This window comes from Shewanella sp. NKUCC01_JLK, assembly GCF_019345615.1.
In the GTDB taxonomy this organism is placed as follows: Bacteria; Pseudomonadota; Gammaproteobacteria; order Enterobacterales; family Shewanellaceae; genus Shewanella; species Shewanella oncorhynchi.
Map to the genome: position 1 here is coordinate 1 of NZ_JAHKRD010000026.1, position 17690 is coordinate 17690.

Here is a 17690-nt window from a genome sequence, read left to right on the forward strand (position 1 = left end):
GTTGGTTAGAATACCGGCCTGTCACGCCGGGGGTCGCGGGTTCGAGTCCCGTCCGCTCCGCCAACATTAAGAGATAAGCCTCATCGAAAGATGAGGCTTTTTTCGTTATGGCGTCGCGGGTAATTCGTGTCAGTGACGCTAATGCTTCGAGCTCGAAGCACATGGTTATCCTCATACTCGGCTATCATGTAGATGAAATCTTTATCAGAATATGAAGCTTTCGCTTCAATGTTAAAAATCAAAACCTACTTTTTGCCGATCTTTATTCCACTTTATCAATATTGTTTCTTTCACGTTCTGAAAACCTCCTGTGCGCGACTTGGCAGTATTGACCTGTGACACTGATCTCGGACAAATTAAACGGTATAATGCCTTATGTCTTTCATGAGTAACGAAAATGAATTGTCGTCTTGGGTGTGGTGCTTGCTGTATTGCGCCTTCAATAAGCAGCGGTATCCCGGGTATGCCAAAGGGTAAGGCTGCGGGTGAGCGTTGTGTGCAATTGAGCGATGCCAATTTATGTTTGATTTTCGGCTCGCCCGATCGTCCTGCGGTTTGTAGTGATTTCGATGCATCTGAAGATGTTTGTGGTCATTCGAACGAAGAGGCGCTTTGGTTGATTACCCAACTCGAATCTCAGACCTCTCATTAAGTTTATCGCTGACAGGTGAAATATGCAGTTAACTCGTTATACCGATTTTGGCGTTCGTACCCTGATGTATTTAGCGGTTCAGCCAGATAGAACAACTTTATTTAGGATTGCTGAAATTACGCAGGTGTTTGATCTGTCACCAAATCATGTCTCTAAGATAGTGCATCATTTAGGCAAGATGGGTTACCTTGAAACCATCCGCGGTAAGATGGGCGGTTTCCGTTTGGGTAAGCCTGCGAGTGAGATTAACCTAGGCCAGTTAGTTCGAGTATTAGAAAACTCACTCGCCCCGATTGATTGCAGCAAACCTTACTGCCGATTTACACCAGCTTGTAAGCTTAAAGGCGTGTTAGCTCAGGCAGTTGAAGCTTATTTGAATGTGCTGGATCAATATACTTTGCTGGATATTGTGAGTAACCGTGATGAGTTAGTCGCCTTGCTGCCAGACTTTTCTATTTCAGTACTGCAACTGGATTAGTACCACTTTTAAGTGCAATACCGATGGGGAGCAAACTCGATGCTGGCACCAGATCAATCCCCTCGGTTTTAAGTCTGTGTAGGTTAGCCTCCAAGAAGCGCATAGTTTCTGGATAGGGATGGGCAATCGCCACCAAGCTACCTTGGGTATGTGCCTGACTTATCATTAAGTTAAATTGTCTCTCGAGTGCATTAGCACTAGTATCATTGTCTAGAAACAGTTGGCGTTTTAGTAAAGGAATGCCTAGCTTATCTGCGTTATCCCCTGCCTTAGTGAATCGTGTTGTCATGCTATCGACAAAATACAGCTGCTCTTGTTTGAGTGTTTCCATGACCCATAGCATGGGATCGTCCAGTTGAGTTAATAGACTCCCCATGTGGTTATTGGCACCTTTGGCAAAGGGAACGCTGTTAATCGCATCAATAACACTGGTGCGAATTTGTGCCTCAGTCATCGTATTGGTTAACCCCCCCAGCCCTAACGTCTTACCATTAAGCGCCTGCATGGGAAGATGTAGCATAATTTCGTGGCCTTTTTGGTGTCCTGCGTTAGCGAGTTCTTTGCCAAGTGGGGTATGGGGTAATACAGAGAGTGTTATTGTATTGGGCAGTGCCAGCACGGCTTTATCTGTATGACGATAACCTATGTCATCAATAATGAGTGCAAGCTGGGCTGCATAGCTTTGAGAAATGCTTAGGGCCAATAGGGCTAAGGAATAAAGTAAGCGCACAATTTCTTCTTATTCATCATGGTGCTGTATCCATGCAATGGCAGAGGTCACTTGATGATCTTGGGCCAGTGATGCATGGGCTGATAGGGCGTCGATTATAGCTAAATTACCAACGCCGGAACCAGTTTCGGCGGCAATTTTTATGTCGGGGATGATCCCTATGTTGTGAATGTTTTCACCTCTAGGAGTATTGTACTGGGCAATGGTGAGTTTAATCGCGTTACCATCTTCTAAAATGGGGATCAGGCTTTGTACTGTACCTTTGCCAAAACTGGTCTCACCTAAGAGTTTAGCACGACCATTTTCTTGTAATGCGGCGGCGAGAACTTCGGATGCAGAGGCCGAGCCTTTGTTGATTAACACTAGCATAGGCACGTTAGTCAGCATGGTTTGCGGTGAGGCATAGTAGTCAGAGTTGGCGTCGAAGAAGCGGCCAGAGGTTGAGACTATGCGTCCTTTAGCGAGAAATAGATCCGCAATTTTAACCGCTTGGTCGAGTAGGCCGCCGGGATTATTACGTAGATCTAAGATAAGTCCTGTGAGTGGTTTGTTTTGCCATTGGCTGAGCGAGCGCACCATATCTTCGGTAGAGTTTTCTTGGAAGTTGCTTAATCTGACATAGCCAATATTGCCATCAAGCAGTTGAGTGCTGACCGACTCTATAGTGATATTGCTTGGCTTGAGTGACACTTTAAAGGTGGCATCGTCATTACTGTGTTTTAGCTCTAAGTTAATACTCTGATTATTGAGACTATGTCTTTTTATTTCAGTAAGGATATCGGCTAGATTCGTTTCAGTCGCCAGGGTGTTGTTAAGTTTAATAATAATATCGCCCGCACGTATTCCCGCTTGCTCTGCGGGAGAATGGGCAAAGGGGGCTATGATGCTGATGTGGTCTTTTTGGGCCGCGACTTCGAAACCGAAACCAAAATACTCACCGCGATTAGAATCTTTAAGATCGAGTAATTCTTGATGATTCAAGAAGCTGGAATAGGGGTCGAGATGTTCAAAAATGCCTTTGATGGCGGCCTGCACTAGCTCTTCTTTGGGAACGGTTTTGATATAGTAAGTTTCAACCGTTTCAAGTACATCTTGTAGTAATGGATAGTCAAAGTTGTCGCGGTAGGATTTCGCGTTCTCTTGGCTGGAGAGGCTGATGGATAGGCCTAAAGTGAGACCTAATCCAACGCAACTGATATAGCGGATCATGTATTTCATAACGGTCCCCTGTGATAAGGGGACCGTTATGATTAGCGACAGTATTTCGCTGGATCGACGGCTTGCCCTTTATGCCTTATTTCAAAGTATAGGCCAGGCTCGCTCTGTCCACCTGAACGTCCGACTAAAGCAATCGCTTCACCGCTTTTTACCATCTCACCAGGGCTTTTTAGTAGGGTTTGAGCGTGACCGTAAAGACTCATATAACCTTTCCCGTGATCGATGACCATAACAAGACCAAAACCGCGTAACCAGTCGGCATAAATGACTTTACCACCTGAAACGGCTCGAATATTTTGCCCTTCTGGTGCAGACAACATAGTGCCTTTCCACACTACTTGACCGGAGCGTTGGCTACCAAAGCTAGCACTCACACGACCTTTTGTCGGCCATTTAAGTTTGCCACTTTGTTTACCAAAGCCTTCCATCGAGGGATTATCTTTCATGGCCCGCAGCGCTTGTTCAACGACGCGCTTTAAGCTGGCCTCTTCAATTTGCAACTGCTCAAGCTCTGCACCCTTAGAATTTAAGGTTCGTTGCAGCTCTTTGATGGTCAGTTGACGCTGATCTTGCTCTTGGCTCAAACGTTTAGCTTGTACTTGTTGTTCGGCGACGAGTTTGGTTAATTGCTTTTGCTTACTCGTTTGCGACACCTTGATCTCATCTAGCTCGGTCAAGGTTTGCTTTAATTCGTTGATTGACTTCATCCGCGCTTTATTGAGGTATTGGTAATAAGCCAACATACGCTCGATAGTGGCGGGACTTTGCTGATTAAGTATCATCTTAGTGTAATCGTGATTACCGGCAAGATAGGCGCTCGACAGCTGTTTCGACAGTGTTTGTTGTTGAGTCACTTTAAGCGTTTCTAACTCATCTTGACGTTGTTTTAGCTCGGCAAGTTTAGTGTCGATTTGCGCTAAGCTATTTTTGGTGCTGTTGACTTTTTTGGCAGCTGACGCAATCGCTTCTTCATCGCTACGCAGCAATGACAGCAGTTTTTCTCTTTGTTTACTGGTGGTTTTTAATGCGCTTTGTTGTTGATTTATTTGCGTTTGGATTGATTTTAACTCGGACTTACGCTTCTCCAAATCAGAAGCGTGTGCCGAGAAAGATAACATCATAAAGCCAGCAATAATGCTGGCTTTAACAAGGAGTCGAGTGCTCACTAGGTAACGGTTACTCTTTTATGTGGATTAAGGGTTTGCCCGTCATCTCAGCTGGAATGGCTTCGCCGATCAAGGTCAAGATGGTTGGTGCAACATCGCTGAGTTTACCACCTTCATCTATGGTCGCATCGCGTCCAACAAAGACGAAAGGCACGAGTTCACTGGTGTGGGCCGTGTGAGCCTGACCTGTGGTTTCGTCGGTCATTTGCTCGGCATTGCCGTGGTCGGCGGTAATAATACATTCTCCGCCCACTTTCGCCAGCGCATCAACCACACGGCCGATACAAGCGTCGACAGCTTCACAAGCTTTAACTGCGGCATCGAAATTACCCGTGTGGCCAACCATGTCACCATTGGGGTAGTTACAGATGATCACGTCGTACTTAGTTGATTCAATTGCTGCGACTAACTTGTCAGTCAGCTCAGCTGAACTCATCTCAGGCTGTAGATCGTAAGTTGCCACTTTAGGCGAGTTGATTAGGATGCGATCTTCTCCCTCGAATGGCTCTTCTTTACCGCCGTTAAAGAAGAAAGTCACATGGGCGTATTTCTCAGTTTCAGAGATACGCAGCTGAGTACGACCTTGTTTCTGCAGCACTTCACCTAAGGTATTCACTAAGTTTTCAGATGGATAAGCGATAGGTGCTGTGATGTCGCCAGCATACTCAGTCAAAGTGACGAAGTGCATTTTCGGCATAACAGCGCGTTCGAAACCATCGAAGTCTGGGTGAATAAAGCTACGGGTGATTTGACGGGCGCGGTCAGCACGGAAGTTCATAAAAATCAGGGCATCGCCGTCTTTTAAGGTCGCAACTTGACCGTTGGCATCTGTGATCGCAGATGAAGAGACGAATTCGTCGTTTTCGTTACGCTCGTAAGCCGCTTCTAATGCTGTAACGGCATTGTCGTATTGGAATTTTGACTTGCCTTGGGTGATTAAATCGTAGGCTTGTGACACGCGATCCCAACGATTATCCCTGTCCATAGCAAAGTAACGACCAATAATCGATGCGATACGGCCATGGCCTAATGTAGTAAACAGATCATCAAAATGGCTCAAGCTACCCTTAGCACTGCGCGGTGGCGTATCGCGGCCGTCGAGGAAAGCGTGCAGATAAACCTGAGTTGCACCGCGCGCAACGGCCATACGGCACATAGCTTCGATATGCTCTTCATGGCTGTGGACGCCACCGGGAGAAAGCAAGCCCATAATGTGCACAGCTCCGCCAGCTTTGATGGCTGAGTCTACCGCATCACATAGCGCAGGATTTTTTTCAAACTCATGATCTGCAATGGCTTTACTGATACGAGTGAGTTCTTGATAAACCACACGGCCAGAGCCTAAGTTAATATGGCCAACTTCAGAATTTCCCATCTGGCCATCAGGTAAGCCAACATCTAAGCCAGAACCTGAAATCAAACTATGGGGATATTTAGCGTTGAGACGGTCGAGTACCGGAGTCTTGGCGTGGAAAATCGCATTATTATGCGTGTTTTCACGGTAGCCCCAGCCATCGAGGATCAACAACGCGAGCGGACGTTTAGCAGTCGTCATAGTGATACCTTTAAGTTTTATAGAAGCGATAGAAATCTGAAATTGGTCAAATATTACTACGTTAGCGGGGTATGAAAAAGCGCTTTACCCCGATTAAGGTCATCGAATCACTAATTCGCCCGATTCTGTGAGTGGCTTGTGACAAGTACAGAGTCAATTGCACTAAAAGTGCGATCTCGAACTGTGACTAAACTGCTGCATTCTGCCAAGGCAATCGGTATACTCTGTGCCCTTATCGAATTTTCGCCATTTATGCGGGCAATCATCATGCAAGAATATATCGAATTTTTTAAAGCTCACTCAATGCTCAGTCTGGCTTGGGTGGGATTATTTGTTGTGCTTGTCGCGAGTATCATCAAATCGAGCATGTCAAAAATCAAAAGTATTTCTCATCAAGAATTAACGATTATGGTGAATAGACAGGATGCTAAAGTGGTTGATGTGCGCTCGAATGACGAGTTCCGCAAGGGCCATATTGTTGATGCACTTAACGTTACGCTCGCCGATATTAAAAATAATCAGATATCAGCCCTTGAAAAGTATAAAGCCAGTCCCATTATATTGGTATGCAATGCTGGCATGACCTCGTCTCAAGCCGCTCAGCTTTTGAGTAAGCAAGGTTTTGAAAACCTGTACAACTTGAAAGGTGGTATGGGTGAATGGCAGGCAGCAAATATGCCTGTTTCAAAAAGCAAAAGATAAGTTGTCGGCGGCAGTTATGATTTAAGCTGTACTCAATCCACAGGATAGTGCAGTAATAAAGTCATCATTGTTTGGCATACTGATCCTACGGTCGCTAAGGGCTTAATGTAAGTTTTTAGACTGGTTCGATCGATACCCGAATATGGGTACAAGTTGGGATGATACCGAGATCTGATATAGGCCTTGAGTAACATAAGCCCCGAGCCAATTTACGTTCAAATAGTAATTGGCTTTCAAATAATAATTGGCTTTCAACGAAAAGCCGATACAACATTGATAGGATAGGTAGGAAATTATGGCTGAAGTAGCAAACAACGAACAACAAGCCCCACAATTCAACATCCAACGTGTTTACACTAAAGATGTGTCTTTCGAAACGCCTAACAGCCCAGCGGTATTCCAAAAAGAATGGAACCCAGAAGTTAAGTTAGATTTAGACACGCGCAGCGCTAAATTAGCTGATGATGTGTATGAAGTTGTCCTGTCTTTAACTGTGACTGCACAAAATGGTGGCGACACCGCTTTCCTATGTGAAGTACAACAAGCCGGTATCTTCTCTATCACTGGTCTGACTGAGCCACAATTGGCCCATTCATTAGGTGCATACTGCCCTAACATCCTATTCCCATATGCTCGCGAAACCGTGGGCAGCTTAGTCGGTCGTGGTACTTTCCCACAACTGAACTTAGCACCTGTTAACTTCGACGCGCTGTTTGCCCAATACGTGCAACAACGTCAAGCTGCTGCGACTGCACCAGCTGCCGAAGAAGCTAACGCTTAATTACATGAAAAACTCTGCCGATATCACGGTATTAGGGGCGGGCTCTTATGGCTCCGCCCTTGCCATTTCTTTAGCCAGCAACGGTCATAAGACCTTGTTATGGGGACACGATCCTGTCCACATGCAAACGCTCGCTCAAGACAAGTGCAACCAAGCTTTTTTGCCTGGTATTGCGTTTCCTGATTGTTTACAGATCGAAGCCGATTTAGCCAAAGCCTTAGCCGCCAGCAACAATGTGTTAGTGGTCGTACCAAGCCATGTGTTTGGTACTGTGCTTGAGCAAGCTAAACCGTTACTCCGTAGCGATGCGCGCATCGTATGGGCAACGAAAGGGCTCGAGCCTGAAACCGGACGTTTGCTGCAAGATGTGGCCCGTGATGTGTTAGGTGAGCAATATCCGCTGGCGGTGTTATCTGGGCCGACCTTCGCGAAAGAACTCGCCATGGGTTTACCTACGGCCATTTCGGTTGCGGGCACTTGTCCTACGTTCACTAACGATCTCGTCGAGCTGTTACATAGCCCTAAACGTTTGCGGGTTTACGCCAATGACGACTTTACCGGACTGCAACTGGGCGGCGCGGTAAAGAACGTGATCGCGATTGGCGCGGGCATGTCCGACGGTATCGGCTTTGGTGCGAATGCCAGAACAGCCTTGATTACCCGTGGTTTAGTCGAATTGACGCGTTTAGGCGAAGCCTTAGGTGCCAATGCAGCCACCTTTATGGGAATGGCGGGGTTAGGCGACTTAGTGTTGACCTGTACCGACAACCAATCCCGTAACCGTCGTTTCGGTTTAGCCTTAGGTAAAGGCTGTGATGTGATGACAGCACAGGCTGAAATCGGCCAAGTGGTTGAAGGTTATCGCAATACCAAAGAAGTGTTTACGCTTGCGAAACGCCTCGGGGTTGAAATGCCGATCACTGAGCAGATTTACCAAGTCTTGTATCAAGGCAAAGCGCCAGTTGATGCTGCTAAAGAGCTGCTCAGCAGAGAAAAGAAATCAGAAACGCCTACGCAATAAACCGCGAGCCGTGATGATGCTGTATGCCGAATAAAAGAAAGGGTGCTAAAATAGCGCCCTTTTTTATGCTCGGACTTCTGGTGTGCAAGATGTATCCCCGGTCGCCAGGGCCCTTGATGTTCCCGACATCAGGCGGGCATTTCCTCCATCCCTGGAGGTCAGATGGTGAAAGAGGGGATTTGTGTCTAGCGTTTGAGCTTATCTTTGCTCCGTTTAGCTGTTGCATGACTTGCTTGCTAAAGGTTCGCAAGTCATCAAATTGCCTGTTGGCAGCCAATACCAATCAATTTATCTGTGTGGAGTAAGAGCGTGAAACATCATGATGTCATTATTATCGGAGCCGGCGCCGCGGGATTAATGTGTGCAGCGACCGCAGGTTACCGAGGCCGTGATGTACTCGTTCTCGACAATGCCAAGCAAGCGGGGCGTAAAATCCTCATCAGCGGCGGCGGGCGTTGTAACTTTACCAACCTTAAAGTCGAGCCCGCTAACTTCCTCTGTGGCAATCCCCACTTTGTTAAATCGGCACTCGCGCGTTATCCCTCGCAGCAGTTTATTGAACTGGTCGAGCGCCACGGCATTGAATACCACGAGCGCGATCATGGCCAACTGTTTTGCAATGACTCGGCCAAAGAGATAGTCACTATGCTATTGACCGAGTGTGAATGGGCGGGCGTGACGATTAAGCTGCGTACCGATATTCTGGCCGTTAAAAAGACGGAGGCTGGGCGCTTTGAGCTCAATACCTCTAACGGCGAACTAAGCTGCGACTCACTGGTTATCGCCACGGGTGGCTTATCCATGCCTAAACTCGGCGCCACGCCTTACGGTTATCAACTGGCCGAGCAATTTGGCCTCAAAGTATTGCCAACTCACGCGGGTCTGGTGCCTTTTACTTGGCACAGCGAAGATAAAATTCGCTTCGAGCCTTTGTCTGGCATCGCAGTGCCGAGCCGCATTACCGCCAAAGATGGCACTGCGTTCAGCGAAGCACTGTTATTTACCCACCGCGGCTTATCTGGCCCTGCAATTTTGCAGATTTCCAACTATTGGAAAGCGGGCGAAACCATAGAAATCGATCTTTTGCCGAATATGGATTTGGCGCAATTGCTAGAGCAACAGCTCGCCGCACATCCAAAACAAAGCCTGCGCAACACCCTCAGCCAGTGGTTGCCTAAGCGGCTGGTGGAAGTGTTATTCGCTGAAGCCCTGTTGAATAAAGCGTTAAATCAGCTAGTGCACGCCGAGCGCGCTAAACTGGTGGATGATCTCCACCGCTGGACAGTATTGATGAACGGCACCGAAGGCTACCGCACCGCCGAAGTGACCTTAGGTGGTATTGATAGTAATGAGTTGTCATCTAAAACCATGGAAGCCAGCAAAGTCGCAGGACTCTACTTTATCGGTGAAGTCATGGACGTAAGTGGTTGGTTAGGCGGGTTTAATTTTCAATGGGCCTGGGCATCTGGCGTCGCCGCTGGAAGGGTTGTGTGACAAACGATAGCCTTATATAGATTATGCTTTAGTGTAAGATTATTGCAGTTGTTGATCAAAGCATTTGAAGTAGGTGTACATTTTGTGGTCTAATCGACCCTCGGATTTCAACAAAAATGAAAAGTATGAACTTAGTTGAGTTGAGTGGTCTAAACTGATATCCGTAGAATATCTGTAAACGTTGATATTTTGCTGTATAAATGACTAATGCTTTTCTTCATTTCACTATAGATCTAAAAGGGCTGTTAAAATGACTAGAGAACAACGGAAGGTGACCCTCTGGACTAGCAACTACTCTGATCGTTCAGGATTAGAAAAAGTTAATGTTGAATTACCTATTAGTAATGAGTTGAAAGGAAAGATTCAGGCGGCATTCTCAAGTTCTTCATCTGATGAGCGCATTAAAATGTATGCATCGGTAACTGATAATGCTTCTTTAGCTCGAGTATTCGGCTAACATTTTCTGATAATAAGACATTTTAACCGCCCGATAGTAAAACTAGGAGGCGGTTTTTGTTTATGCAATGTTGCTACGCGGTCGATTGAATTGAATACAAATAAACCTTTAAGATTTTTTGATTTTTCTTCTGCAGATAATCCGCTCGTTGAAATTCAGAGGAGATTGGGATCTCAACAGTCTCGTTATGTATCTAAGTACTTGAATTTCTTGGGCGCAAAAAAAGTATTAGTTGAGGATAATTACTTCGACAGGGACTATCTTAATGAATTCTCGGCATTTTATAGTCTTAGTGCCAAAGGGTATCCAAATATTTGTCAACGCCTTCATTTTTTTTCTACTATGCGACTCGATAGAGAGTTGTTTGTTAGTGCGGTTGGAGGGGACGAAAGGGCTATTGATGAGCTTCAAAATGGTTATTTAGGGTTTATAGTTGTTAGGCCTATTACTGATTCACCTTTTGGTAGAACGGTGTTGAAGTGGTATCCAGATCAAACTCCGGGGACGCCGAGAGTTATACAACCATCTAGAGATTATGTATGCAATGTTGCTGGACTAGAGTTTTGTGTTCATGGATTGGCATGGCAGCAGCAAGATTCTGGCGTCGCTGCATGCGCTACAATTGGTATTTGGAGCATGCTTCACTCCTCAGCATTTAATGAATGTAATGCCATCCCAACAACATCAATGATAACTGAGGCTGCACATTCTTCTGCACTTGTAGGGCGTCCACCTTATCCATCGCATTTCCTTAGAATTGATCAAATACAACATGCGATTATTCAACTTGGTTTTTCACCAGCAATAACTAATGGTGAATTAGTTGGCCAATTCTTTACTACAGCTCGATTTGCAAATACTTGCGCAGCATATCTTCGATCTGGCTATCCTCTCCTAATTGGGGGAGTCCATGGTGATGGTGTACCAGTTGGTCATGCTGTTTGTGCTGTAGGATTTAGGGAGCCAGCTCCTCAACAAGGAGGTGGTATTGCTGAGGTATCTTTACAAGATGATAATATTTCATACCTCTATATTCACGATGATAATATTGGACCAAATGTTAGATTTAAATTAATTACACAAAAAGTCCATGAAGGAACTCCTGAAGAGTATGAACGCTGCGTTATGAAAATGGAGACTCCTGCTTACCTAAATGTTGGTGCGGTTGAAAACCTTGATAATACAACGATTATACCTCAATCCATTATTGCTGCTGTTCATCCTGATCTTAAAATAACTTCAGATAGTTTTTTCCGACATGGTATATCTCTAACTGGAAATTTACATGCCGCATTAAAGGAGTATACGGAAGGAATGAATATTGAACCAACGTCACTTGTTTTTAGCACTCGTTTTGTGATGTTGAAAGATTACTTATCAATTGAACTAAAGAGACAGTTAGGGATCGAGCCTGATTTATTATCTAACACTAGAATTCAGCTCCAAGAAAATGTACCACCAATGAGTCTACATTTAGCGTTACTTAGAATTGCGATGCCAGATGCATCTGTATTAATTGATGTTTTGTTTGATACAACAGATACGGACAAAAACAGATCTGTTTTTTGTCATGTCGTATATGACCTAACATTTGCGAATTTTCTAGACGTACTACAACCTCATGTAAGAGAACGATTTTTAGGGGTATTTGTGAAAGCATATAAATAATTGCAATCCCTTAATTTTATAGCGTTTGTAGGTAATAGAGTTTGGTTCGTTGTATATAAATTAATTCTGGATACTACAATCTATATTTTATAGTTAAATAAGTTATATTGATTATTATTTTTTATAAAATAACTAAGTAAAGACTTACATTAGGAATGAGGTCTAAATTTAAAAGGTATCAACCTTTCTGTTGTTCTTAAATAATGTGATTTACCCAATCGCCAATTTAGTTTCTGCGTAGCGCAGTTTTTTCACCCTTGGATTCGCGAGGAAGTAGGCGAGCATGAGTGGGCCGAGGCGACCCATGAACATTATAAAAATGATGATGGCTTGGCCTAGAGTCGTTAAGTTGCCTGTCAGACCTCGGGACAAACCGACTGTGCCCAGTGCCGATACGGCCTCAAAGACGATATCAATTAACGGTGCGTTTTCACTTAATACCAGTGCGAAGATGGCTAGCCAAGTGACGCCAATGGAGATCATGGTTAGCGCCAAGGCTTTGCTGACAGTGTCTTTGGGGATCTCGCGCTTAAACACATAAATGGCTTCATCGCGGCGTAAGTAGCCATAAGTTGCCAAAATCAGCACCATAAAGGTGACCACCTTAATGCCACTGGCGGTACTTAGGGATCCGCCGCCAATAAACATCAATACCAGCATGAGTAGCGTTGTACCATCTTCGAGTTGGTCAATTGCTAGTGTATTAAAGCCTGCGGTGCGCGGTGTAACGGCTTGAAACCATGATGCTAACCATTTACCGAGTTCGCTTAAGGGCGCCAAGGTATTGGGGTTGTTGTACTCAATAAAGTAAATCGCAATCACGGCGACGGCGTTGATAATCATAGTGCCTGTGATCATCATGCGGCTGTAAACGCTGAGTTTTGACCAACGCTTGTTCCTACGAAGATCTATCCACACCGAAAATCCGAGGCCACCTATGATGAGCAGGCCTGTGATGGTGAGATTAATGACAGGATCGGCAACATAGGGCATTAGGCTGTCGGCACTGAGGGCAAAACCTGCGTTGTTAAAGGCGCTGATGGTGTAGAAAAAACCGTGGAATAAGCTGGTTTGCCAACCGAGTTCCTGACTCCAGTGCACGGAAAGAATGGCCATGCCTACGGCTTCAACCAGCAGAGAAAACACTAACACTGATTTTGCCGTTGACACTAGAGTCGATGTATCTGTTTGATTAAAAGCCTCTTTTGCGACTGTTTGGTGTAAAAAACCAATTCTACCGCCAATGGCGATCAAGGTGACAATGGCGAAGGTCATCAGCCCAAGTCCACCGCATTGGATTAACAGCGCTATGACGATTTGCCCAAAGGGCGTAAAAACAGTGCCAGTATCGACAACAACCAGCCCTGTCACTGTTACCGCCGAGGTGGCCGTGAACAGACTTTGTAGCCAAGTAACAGACGATTCGGTTGCTATCGGCAGTTTGAGTAAGCAAGTGCCTAAGATGATCAACAATGCAAAGCTCACGCTTAGGATAAAGGGCGGTGCGCCTAACAACTTTTTACTCGATTTGGGTTTATGCTCAATCGCCATGATGGAGGGATGCCATTGAACCAAATTACACCAACCTTGGCGCTAGGTATTTGAGCTCAGTACGGCTACCGCAGAGCAGTAAGGCGTCATTCGCTTGTAGGATAAATTGACTATCAATTTTGCTGAAAACCGTCAGATCCCGCTTAACCATAATGGCAGCGACTTTGCCTTTAGGATTGCGTATCACATTGCTTTTTGCATCATCTTTAACATCATCCTGTGCAGCGCCGAGTAGTTGGCTGACAGTGGTTTGATCAAGGTGAGGCTTGATATGGATTTCGACCACATAGAGACCATCACCAATCGGCAGGAAATTGTTCACCATAGGATAGTTGAGTGACTGGGCGACACGTATGCCCATTTCTTCCTCTGGATGTATGATGCGGGCGACGCCGAGTTTAGAGACGATAGTGTGATGGGCTTTAGTGCTGGCCTTGACCCAAATGACTTCTACTCCCAGATTTTTCAGTGCCAAGGTGCACAGCAAACTCGATTGCATATCTTCGCCAATTGCGACCAGTACGGCTTCACTGTTTGCGAGGTCTAGCTCACGTAGTGCGGCTTCGTCGGAACAATCACAAATAACCGCTTCGGTTAAGTCTTCTACGTATTTTTCCACCATTTTAGGGTCACTATCCACGCCAGTGACCGTGTGGCCTAAGTGGATCAATTCTAGGCTAGCGGCGACACCAAATCGCCCTAAGCCAATAACGGTAAAATGTGCCATTAAAATATCCTTTTCTAATTTATAACAGATGCTTATCTATTGTTTGTTAAGCGATAACCTAGGCCCGCTTCTGTCTTAATGAGCTGCTGCTCGCTGCTGTCATTGAGTTTTTTACGTAACTGACTGACTAAGATCCGCAGATAATGACTGTCTTCTTGATGGGTTTTACCCCAAATATCCCGCAGTAATTCAGTTTGTTTAATGAGCTGACCAGGGTGAGACATTAAGGTCTCCATCAGGGCAAACTCCTTTTTGGTTAAGGCGATTTCTTGTTGATCGAGCCAAAGCTGGTGGGTACTTTTTTGCAACTTAAGTGCGCCAAACTGCAGTAAATCACTTAATGGCGGTTCATCGACTAAGTCGCGGACTAAAACCTTGATGCGAGCGATTAACTCCCTGATCCCAAATGGCTTGCTGAGATAGTCATTGGCGCCAGCTTCCAAAAGACGAATTTTTTCTTCCTCTTGATCGCGGGCGGTTAAGATAAGCACCGGCACTTTGTCACTCTGACGTAGGGTTTGCAGCAAGCTGATGCCATCACCATCGGGTAGGCCAAGATCGAGCACTAACACGTGTGGCTGCTGCGCATGATATTGCGCTAGGGCTGACGCAATCGAGGCGGCGCCATGATATTCGAATCCTTCCGCTTCTAACGATATCCGCATAAAAGTGTGGATTTGCGCTTCGTCATCGACGACCAGCACCTTATAAGCCATTTATTCCTCTCCCTTTTTTATTGGCAATGCGATACGAATAAGGCTGCCATGAGCGACAGGTTCGGCGCTGATCTGGCCACCATGGGCGGTAATTATGCCCTTAGCAACAGCAAGCCCAAGGCCAGAGCCACTATCGGTTGAGGGATGCTGGCGATAAAAGAGTTCAAAAATTGCCTGCGCTTGAGCGGGTTCTATGCCAAGACCCTCATCTTGGATATCTAACAGTAACGCATCGCCCTGCTGATACGCTTTTACTATGACTTGCTTATCAGAAGGCGAATAGCGCAGCGCATTATCCAATACATTAAAAATAGCTTGCTCAATCAATGAACTGCAGATCATCAGTGACGGTAGATCGGCGTCACTCTTGATGATAATACGCGGCTGCGTGGCTGGAAAACGGGCAATAGCTTGGTGCAATACATTCATTATGGCGTCTTCACTCAAGCTAAACTTGAGTGCGCCGTGTTGTAACTTAGTGGCTTGCAGCAGGTTTTCGATATATTGGTGCAGGCGATGGCTTTCGGCGGCCGCGCTATCAATCAACTCATCCTTTTGGTCTGGGCTGAGCTTAGGCATGTATTCCTTTAGGGTGGTGAGCGTGCCAATGATAGTGGCGAGTGGGGTGCGTAAATCGTGGGAAACCGACAGCAAAATACTGTTGCGTAACTGAGCTTGTTCGAGAGCATCTTGCTGACGGCGATAGTGTTCGGCTAATTTGCTGGTGGTGAGGGCGACAAGCAGAAACACACTGAGATTGAGAATGTCCTCAAGATTAAACATCTGGAGTGAATAACGTGGTGTGGTAAATAGAAAATTAAAGCTGGTCGCCTCAAACACTGCTGCAAAATAGGCCAAGTTGGCGTTGCATTGTAGGGCTACGGCCACTACGGCCAATTGTAAAATCAGCAGTACGGCGATAGTCGAGTTTGAAAAGTGATCGATAAAGGCGCTGCTGAAAATGGCCGTCACTAGCACTATGAAGGTAAATAAAGTCGGGTGCGAACGCCAGTATTGTGTCATGGGAGCCGCTATGGATGAAGTCATGAATAGAAAGACGCATATAAAGAAAGTGCCTGTACTTTAGCAAAGGCATTTTAAGATAGCGCGTAAAAATGCCGTAAAATTTGTAACCTTGTGAGTGGCTTAGCTTGCACTTAGCTTAGGCAAATCGAGCTTGTTCACATCACACTTTGGGTAAATGATAAGGCTTACCGCATACACTCATGTTGTAAGCCTTAACCCTTGCGCAGGCCATTACGTATGTTGCCAAAGCGCTTATCCAGCCGCTAACCCTGAATCATTGACCTGCCCGTCATTGAGTTGCCCGTCATTGAGCTAAGCATCACCAAGGTATTGGTGGGGGCACTAAGCGTTTGCCACTATAGCCAGTAACGGCGGCGAAGCGGGGATCTTCGGCTTCCCAATCTGCCTGTGCTTTGACTATTTCATCTTTGCTATGGCCAACAAAGTTCCACCAAATGCTGACAGGATCAGCCAATGGCGCGCCGCCAATTAGCAGTATGCGACAACCCGCCTCGAGTTTTATGGTGATGGTTTCGCGTAGCATGCCAAGGTAGGCGAGGTGGTTATTATCAAAACTGTCATCCTCGATTTGGAAGCGGCCTTCCAGTGGCATGAGGGCATATTCGAAACTAGGGTCGAGATTCAGAGTGAGTTCAGCGTCATGGGCGGCAAACAGATCGATGGCAACGATAGGTGAGAAGTGTAATGTGGGCGCCTGTTTATGATGCCAACTGCCAATCAGTAGGGTGAATTCGACGCCTGACTCGTGCCAAGTCGGCAGCTCTGGGTAGTGATCGAATCTCGGAGTGGTATCTTTGTGTTCCAGTGGTAAGGCTATCCATAGTTGGGCTGCGTGCATAGTGTGATGACCCGCTATCGACTCTTCGGTGTGGGCTATGCCGTGTCCGGCTGTCATCAGGTTAACTTGTTTTGGGCGGATCACTTGAGCACTGCCGAGGCTGTCCCTGTGCATGATTTCGCCTTCGAGCATCCAAGTAAAGGTTTGCAATCCAATGTGTGGATGTTGGCCGACGTTTAACTGCGGGCCGTCGGTGATTGGGCCAATATGGTCGAGAAAGCACCAAGGGCCGATAAGGCGGCGCTCTTTTTGTGGAATAGCCCGTGCGACAGGTATGCCGCCGACATCACTGATTTTAGGGGCTATCCGTTGAGCTTGAATGCGGCCATTTTCAATAGGACATTCCTTAGGGCCACCATAAAACTGTGCTTGTAGTTCACTCATGTTCGCTCCTTATTCCATTACTAGGGCATGCTCAGTTCAGTTTGGCTCGGTTCAGCGCAGCTAAGTGTGAACCTAGAATCTCGCATGGGGGCAGATCTCATCTTGCATTCGAGCCGAAGGTTTTAGCTTCGGGTATTCCGGTCAATTTTGCAAATTGTGGCAGTGACCTGATAAAGGGCAACTGCACTTTTTAGTGGTTAACTTAACGTGTCTTAGGTTCTTCAAATTGTCCTTCGATAGTCTTTGATAGCCTAATTCGAGTACGAATGTGTGACTGAGCCCGCGTGAATGGGACTTTTATCTGTCCTTTACTTTAGCAAGCCTGTATTTATGTGGGCATTAGCGTTTGATGTTTTACTCGAGCCTAAATACGAGTGTTTGACAAGTTTGGGGCTCGGTGATTTTTATCATCCACGCGTTAAGTCAGATCTGCAAAATCGAGTCTATCTTTTATGGGAGCTTGTGTTGGCGGCAAAGCCTGTCTTCACCCTAATCCATTCAGCGT

17 protein-coding genes are annotated in these 17690 nt (G+C 46.0%); 8 read left to right on the top strand and 9 right to left on the bottom strand.

Features of this window, described 5'->3' with window-relative positions; translation table 11 throughout:
• Positions 1-397: 397 nt before the first annotated feature.
• Both KO537_RS21745 and KO537_RS21750 read left to right on the top strand, forming a co-directional pair.
• Entirely contained in the window at positions 398-652 is a 255-nt protein-coding gene (locus KO537_RS21745; RefSeq protein ID WP_105250837.1) for a YkgJ family cysteine cluster protein, read from the top strand.
• 22 nt (positions 653-674) lie between these two features.
• Complete coding sequence (locus KO537_RS21750; protein ID WP_105250838.1) at positions 675-1130, top strand: Rrf2 family transcriptional regulator; 456 nt, start codon at positions 675-677, stop codon at positions 1128-1130.
• On the opposite strand, the gene KO537_RS21755 is transcribed toward KO537_RS21750, so the two are convergent.
• From KO537_RS21755 to gpmM, 4 genes are read right to left on the bottom strand one after another with little or no spacing between them, the layout of a single operon-like run.
• On the bottom strand, positions 1105-1860 hold the full coding sequence (locus KO537_RS21755) for a divergent polysaccharide deacetylase family protein (protein ID WP_219235772.1): 756 nt from the start codon (positions 1858-1860) through the stop codon (positions 1105-1107). The two genes, KO537_RS21750 and KO537_RS21755, sit on opposite strands and share 26 nt — an antisense overlap.
• A 9-nt stretch (positions 1861-1869) precedes the next feature.
• Positions 1870-3078 carry a S41 family peptidase gene (locus KO537_RS21760; protein ID WP_219235774.1) on the bottom strand — a complete coding sequence of 403 codons (1209 nt, stop codon included), beginning with the start codon at positions 3076-3078 and terminating at the stop codon, positions 1870-1872.
• A gap of 32 nt (positions 3079-3110) precedes the next feature.
• Positions 3111-4244: a peptidoglycan DD-metalloendopeptidase family protein gene (locus KO537_RS21765; RefSeq protein WP_219235776.1), complete on the bottom strand. Its 1134-nt coding sequence runs from the start codon at positions 4242-4244 to the stop codon at positions 3111-3113.
• Between the two features lie 10 nt (positions 4245-4254).
• Complete coding sequence (gpmM, locus tag KO537_RS21770; protein WP_105250842.1) at positions 4255-5799, bottom strand: 2,3-bisphosphoglycerate-independent phosphoglycerate mutase; 1545 nt, start codon at positions 5797-5799, stop codon at positions 4255-4257.
• Between the two features lie 267 nt (positions 5800-6066).
• Between gpmM and KO537_RS21775 the strand changes: the two genes are divergently transcribed.
• The 6 genes from KO537_RS21775 to KO537_RS21800 all read left to right on the top strand — a co-directional run bounded on the left by KO537_RS21775 (position 6067) and on the right by KO537_RS21800 (position 11922).
• Complete coding sequence (locus KO537_RS21775) at positions 6067-6501, top strand: rhodanese-like domain-containing protein (RefSeq protein WP_105253030.1); 435 nt, start codon at positions 6067-6069, stop codon at positions 6499-6501.
• Positions 6502-6796: 295 nt separating this feature from the next.
• Entirely contained in the window at positions 6797-7282 is a 486-nt protein-coding gene (gene secB / locus KO537_RS21780; protein WP_006083777.1) for a protein-export chaperone SecB, read from the top strand.
• A gap of 4 nt (positions 7283-7286) precedes the next feature.
• The gene (gene gpsA / locus KO537_RS21785; RefSeq protein WP_105250843.1) at positions 7287-8303 is read left to right on the top strand and encodes an NAD(P)H-dependent glycerol-3-phosphate dehydrogenase; all 1017 of its coding nucleotides are present in this window, start codon (positions 7287-7289) and stop codon (positions 8301-8303) included.
• A gap of 309 nt (positions 8304-8612) precedes the next feature.
• The gene (locus KO537_RS21790) at positions 8613-9797 is read left to right on the top strand and encodes an NAD(P)/FAD-dependent oxidoreductase (protein WP_219235778.1); all 1185 of its coding nucleotides are present in this window, start codon (positions 8613-8615) and stop codon (positions 9795-9797) included.
• A gap of 250 nt (positions 9798-10047) precedes the next feature.
• Positions 10048-10254, top strand: coding sequence for a hypothetical protein (locus tag KO537_RS21795; protein WP_157037018.1), 207 nt, complete (start codon positions 10048-10050; stop codon positions 10252-10254).
• Positions 10255-10344: 90 nt separating this feature from the next.
• Positions 10345-11922 carry a hypothetical protein gene (locus KO537_RS21800; RefSeq protein WP_219235779.1) on the top strand — a complete coding sequence of 526 codons (1578 nt, stop codon included), beginning with the start codon at positions 10345-10347 and terminating at the stop codon, positions 11920-11922.
• 210 nt (positions 11923-12132) lie between these two features.
• Here the strand turns inward: KO537_RS21800 and KO537_RS21805 are convergent, their stop codons facing one another.
• The 5 genes from KO537_RS21805 to KO537_RS21825 all read right to left on the bottom strand — a co-directional run bounded on the left by KO537_RS21805 (position 12133) and on the right by KO537_RS21825 (position 17185).
• A complete protein-coding gene (locus KO537_RS21805) occupies positions 12133-13497 on the bottom strand; it encodes a TrkH family potassium uptake protein (RefSeq protein WP_219235781.1) in 1365 nt (454 codons plus the stop codon).
• A gap of 1 nt (position 13498) precedes the next feature.
• Positions 13499-14200: a TrkA family potassium uptake protein gene (locus KO537_RS21810; RefSeq protein WP_168826833.1), complete on the bottom strand. Its 702-nt coding sequence runs from the start codon at positions 14198-14200 to the stop codon at positions 13499-13501.
• Positions 14201-14232: 32 nt separating this feature from the next.
• Positions 14233-14916, bottom strand: coding sequence for a response regulator transcription factor (locus KO537_RS21815; protein ID WP_219235783.1), 684 nt, complete (start codon positions 14914-14916; stop codon positions 14233-14235).
• Entirely contained in the window at positions 14917-15963 is a 1047-nt protein-coding gene (locus tag KO537_RS21820) for an ATP-binding protein (RefSeq protein WP_113941211.1), read from the bottom strand.
• Positions 15964-16261: 298 nt separating this feature from the next.
• Positions 16262-17185: a pirin family protein gene (locus tag KO537_RS21825; RefSeq protein ID WP_198573897.1), complete on the bottom strand. Its 924-nt coding sequence runs from the start codon at positions 17183-17185 to the stop codon at positions 16262-16264.
• Between the last annotated feature and the right edge of the window lie 505 nt (positions 17186-17690).

Excerpts from the sequence above, each read along its gene's own strand:
- KO537_RS21745 (WP_105250837.1), top strand. The coding sequence starts at position 398 with ATGAATTGTCGTCTTGGGTGTGGTGCTTGCTGTATTGCGCCTTCAATA.
- KO537_RS21750 (WP_105250838.1), top strand. The coding sequence starts at position 675 with ATGCAGTTAACTCGTTATACCGATTTTGGCGTTCGTACCCTGATGTAT.
- KO537_RS21760 (WP_219235774.1), bottom strand. The coding sequence starts at position 3,078 with ATGAAATACATGATCCGCTATATCAGTTGCGTTGGATTAGGTCTCACT.
- gpmM (WP_105250842.1), bottom strand. The coding sequence starts at position 5,799 with ATGACGACTGCTAAACGTCCGCTCGCGTTGTTGATCCTCGATGGCTGG.
- KO537_RS21775 (WP_105253030.1), top strand. The coding sequence starts at position 6,067 with ATGCAAGAATATATCGAATTTTTTAAAGCTCACTCAATGCTCAGTCTG.
- secB (WP_006083777.1), top strand. The coding sequence starts at position 6,797 with ATGGCTGAAGTAGCAAACAACGAACAACAAGCCCCACAATTCAACATC.
- gpsA (WP_105250843.1), top strand. The coding sequence starts at position 7,287 with ATGAAAAACTCTGCCGATATCACGGTATTAGGGGCGGGCTCTTATGGC.
- KO537_RS21795 (WP_157037018.1), top strand. The coding sequence starts at position 10,048 with ATGACTAGAGAACAACGGAAGGTGACCCTCTGGACTAGCAACTACTCT.
- KO537_RS21810 (WP_168826833.1), bottom strand. The coding sequence starts at position 14,200 with ATGGCACATTTTACCGTTATTGGCTTAGGGCGATTTGGTGTCGCCGCT.
- KO537_RS21815 (WP_219235783.1), bottom strand. The coding sequence starts at position 14,916 with ATGGCTTATAAGGTGCTGGTCGTCGATGACGAAGCGCAAATCCACACT.
- KO537_RS21820 (WP_113941211.1), bottom strand. The coding sequence starts at position 15,963 with ATGACTTCATCCATAGCGGCTCCCATGACACAATACTGGCGTTCGCAC.
- KO537_RS21825 (WP_198573897.1), bottom strand. The coding sequence starts at position 17,185 with ATGAGTGAACTACAAGCACAGTTTTATGGTGGCCCTAAGGAATGTCCT.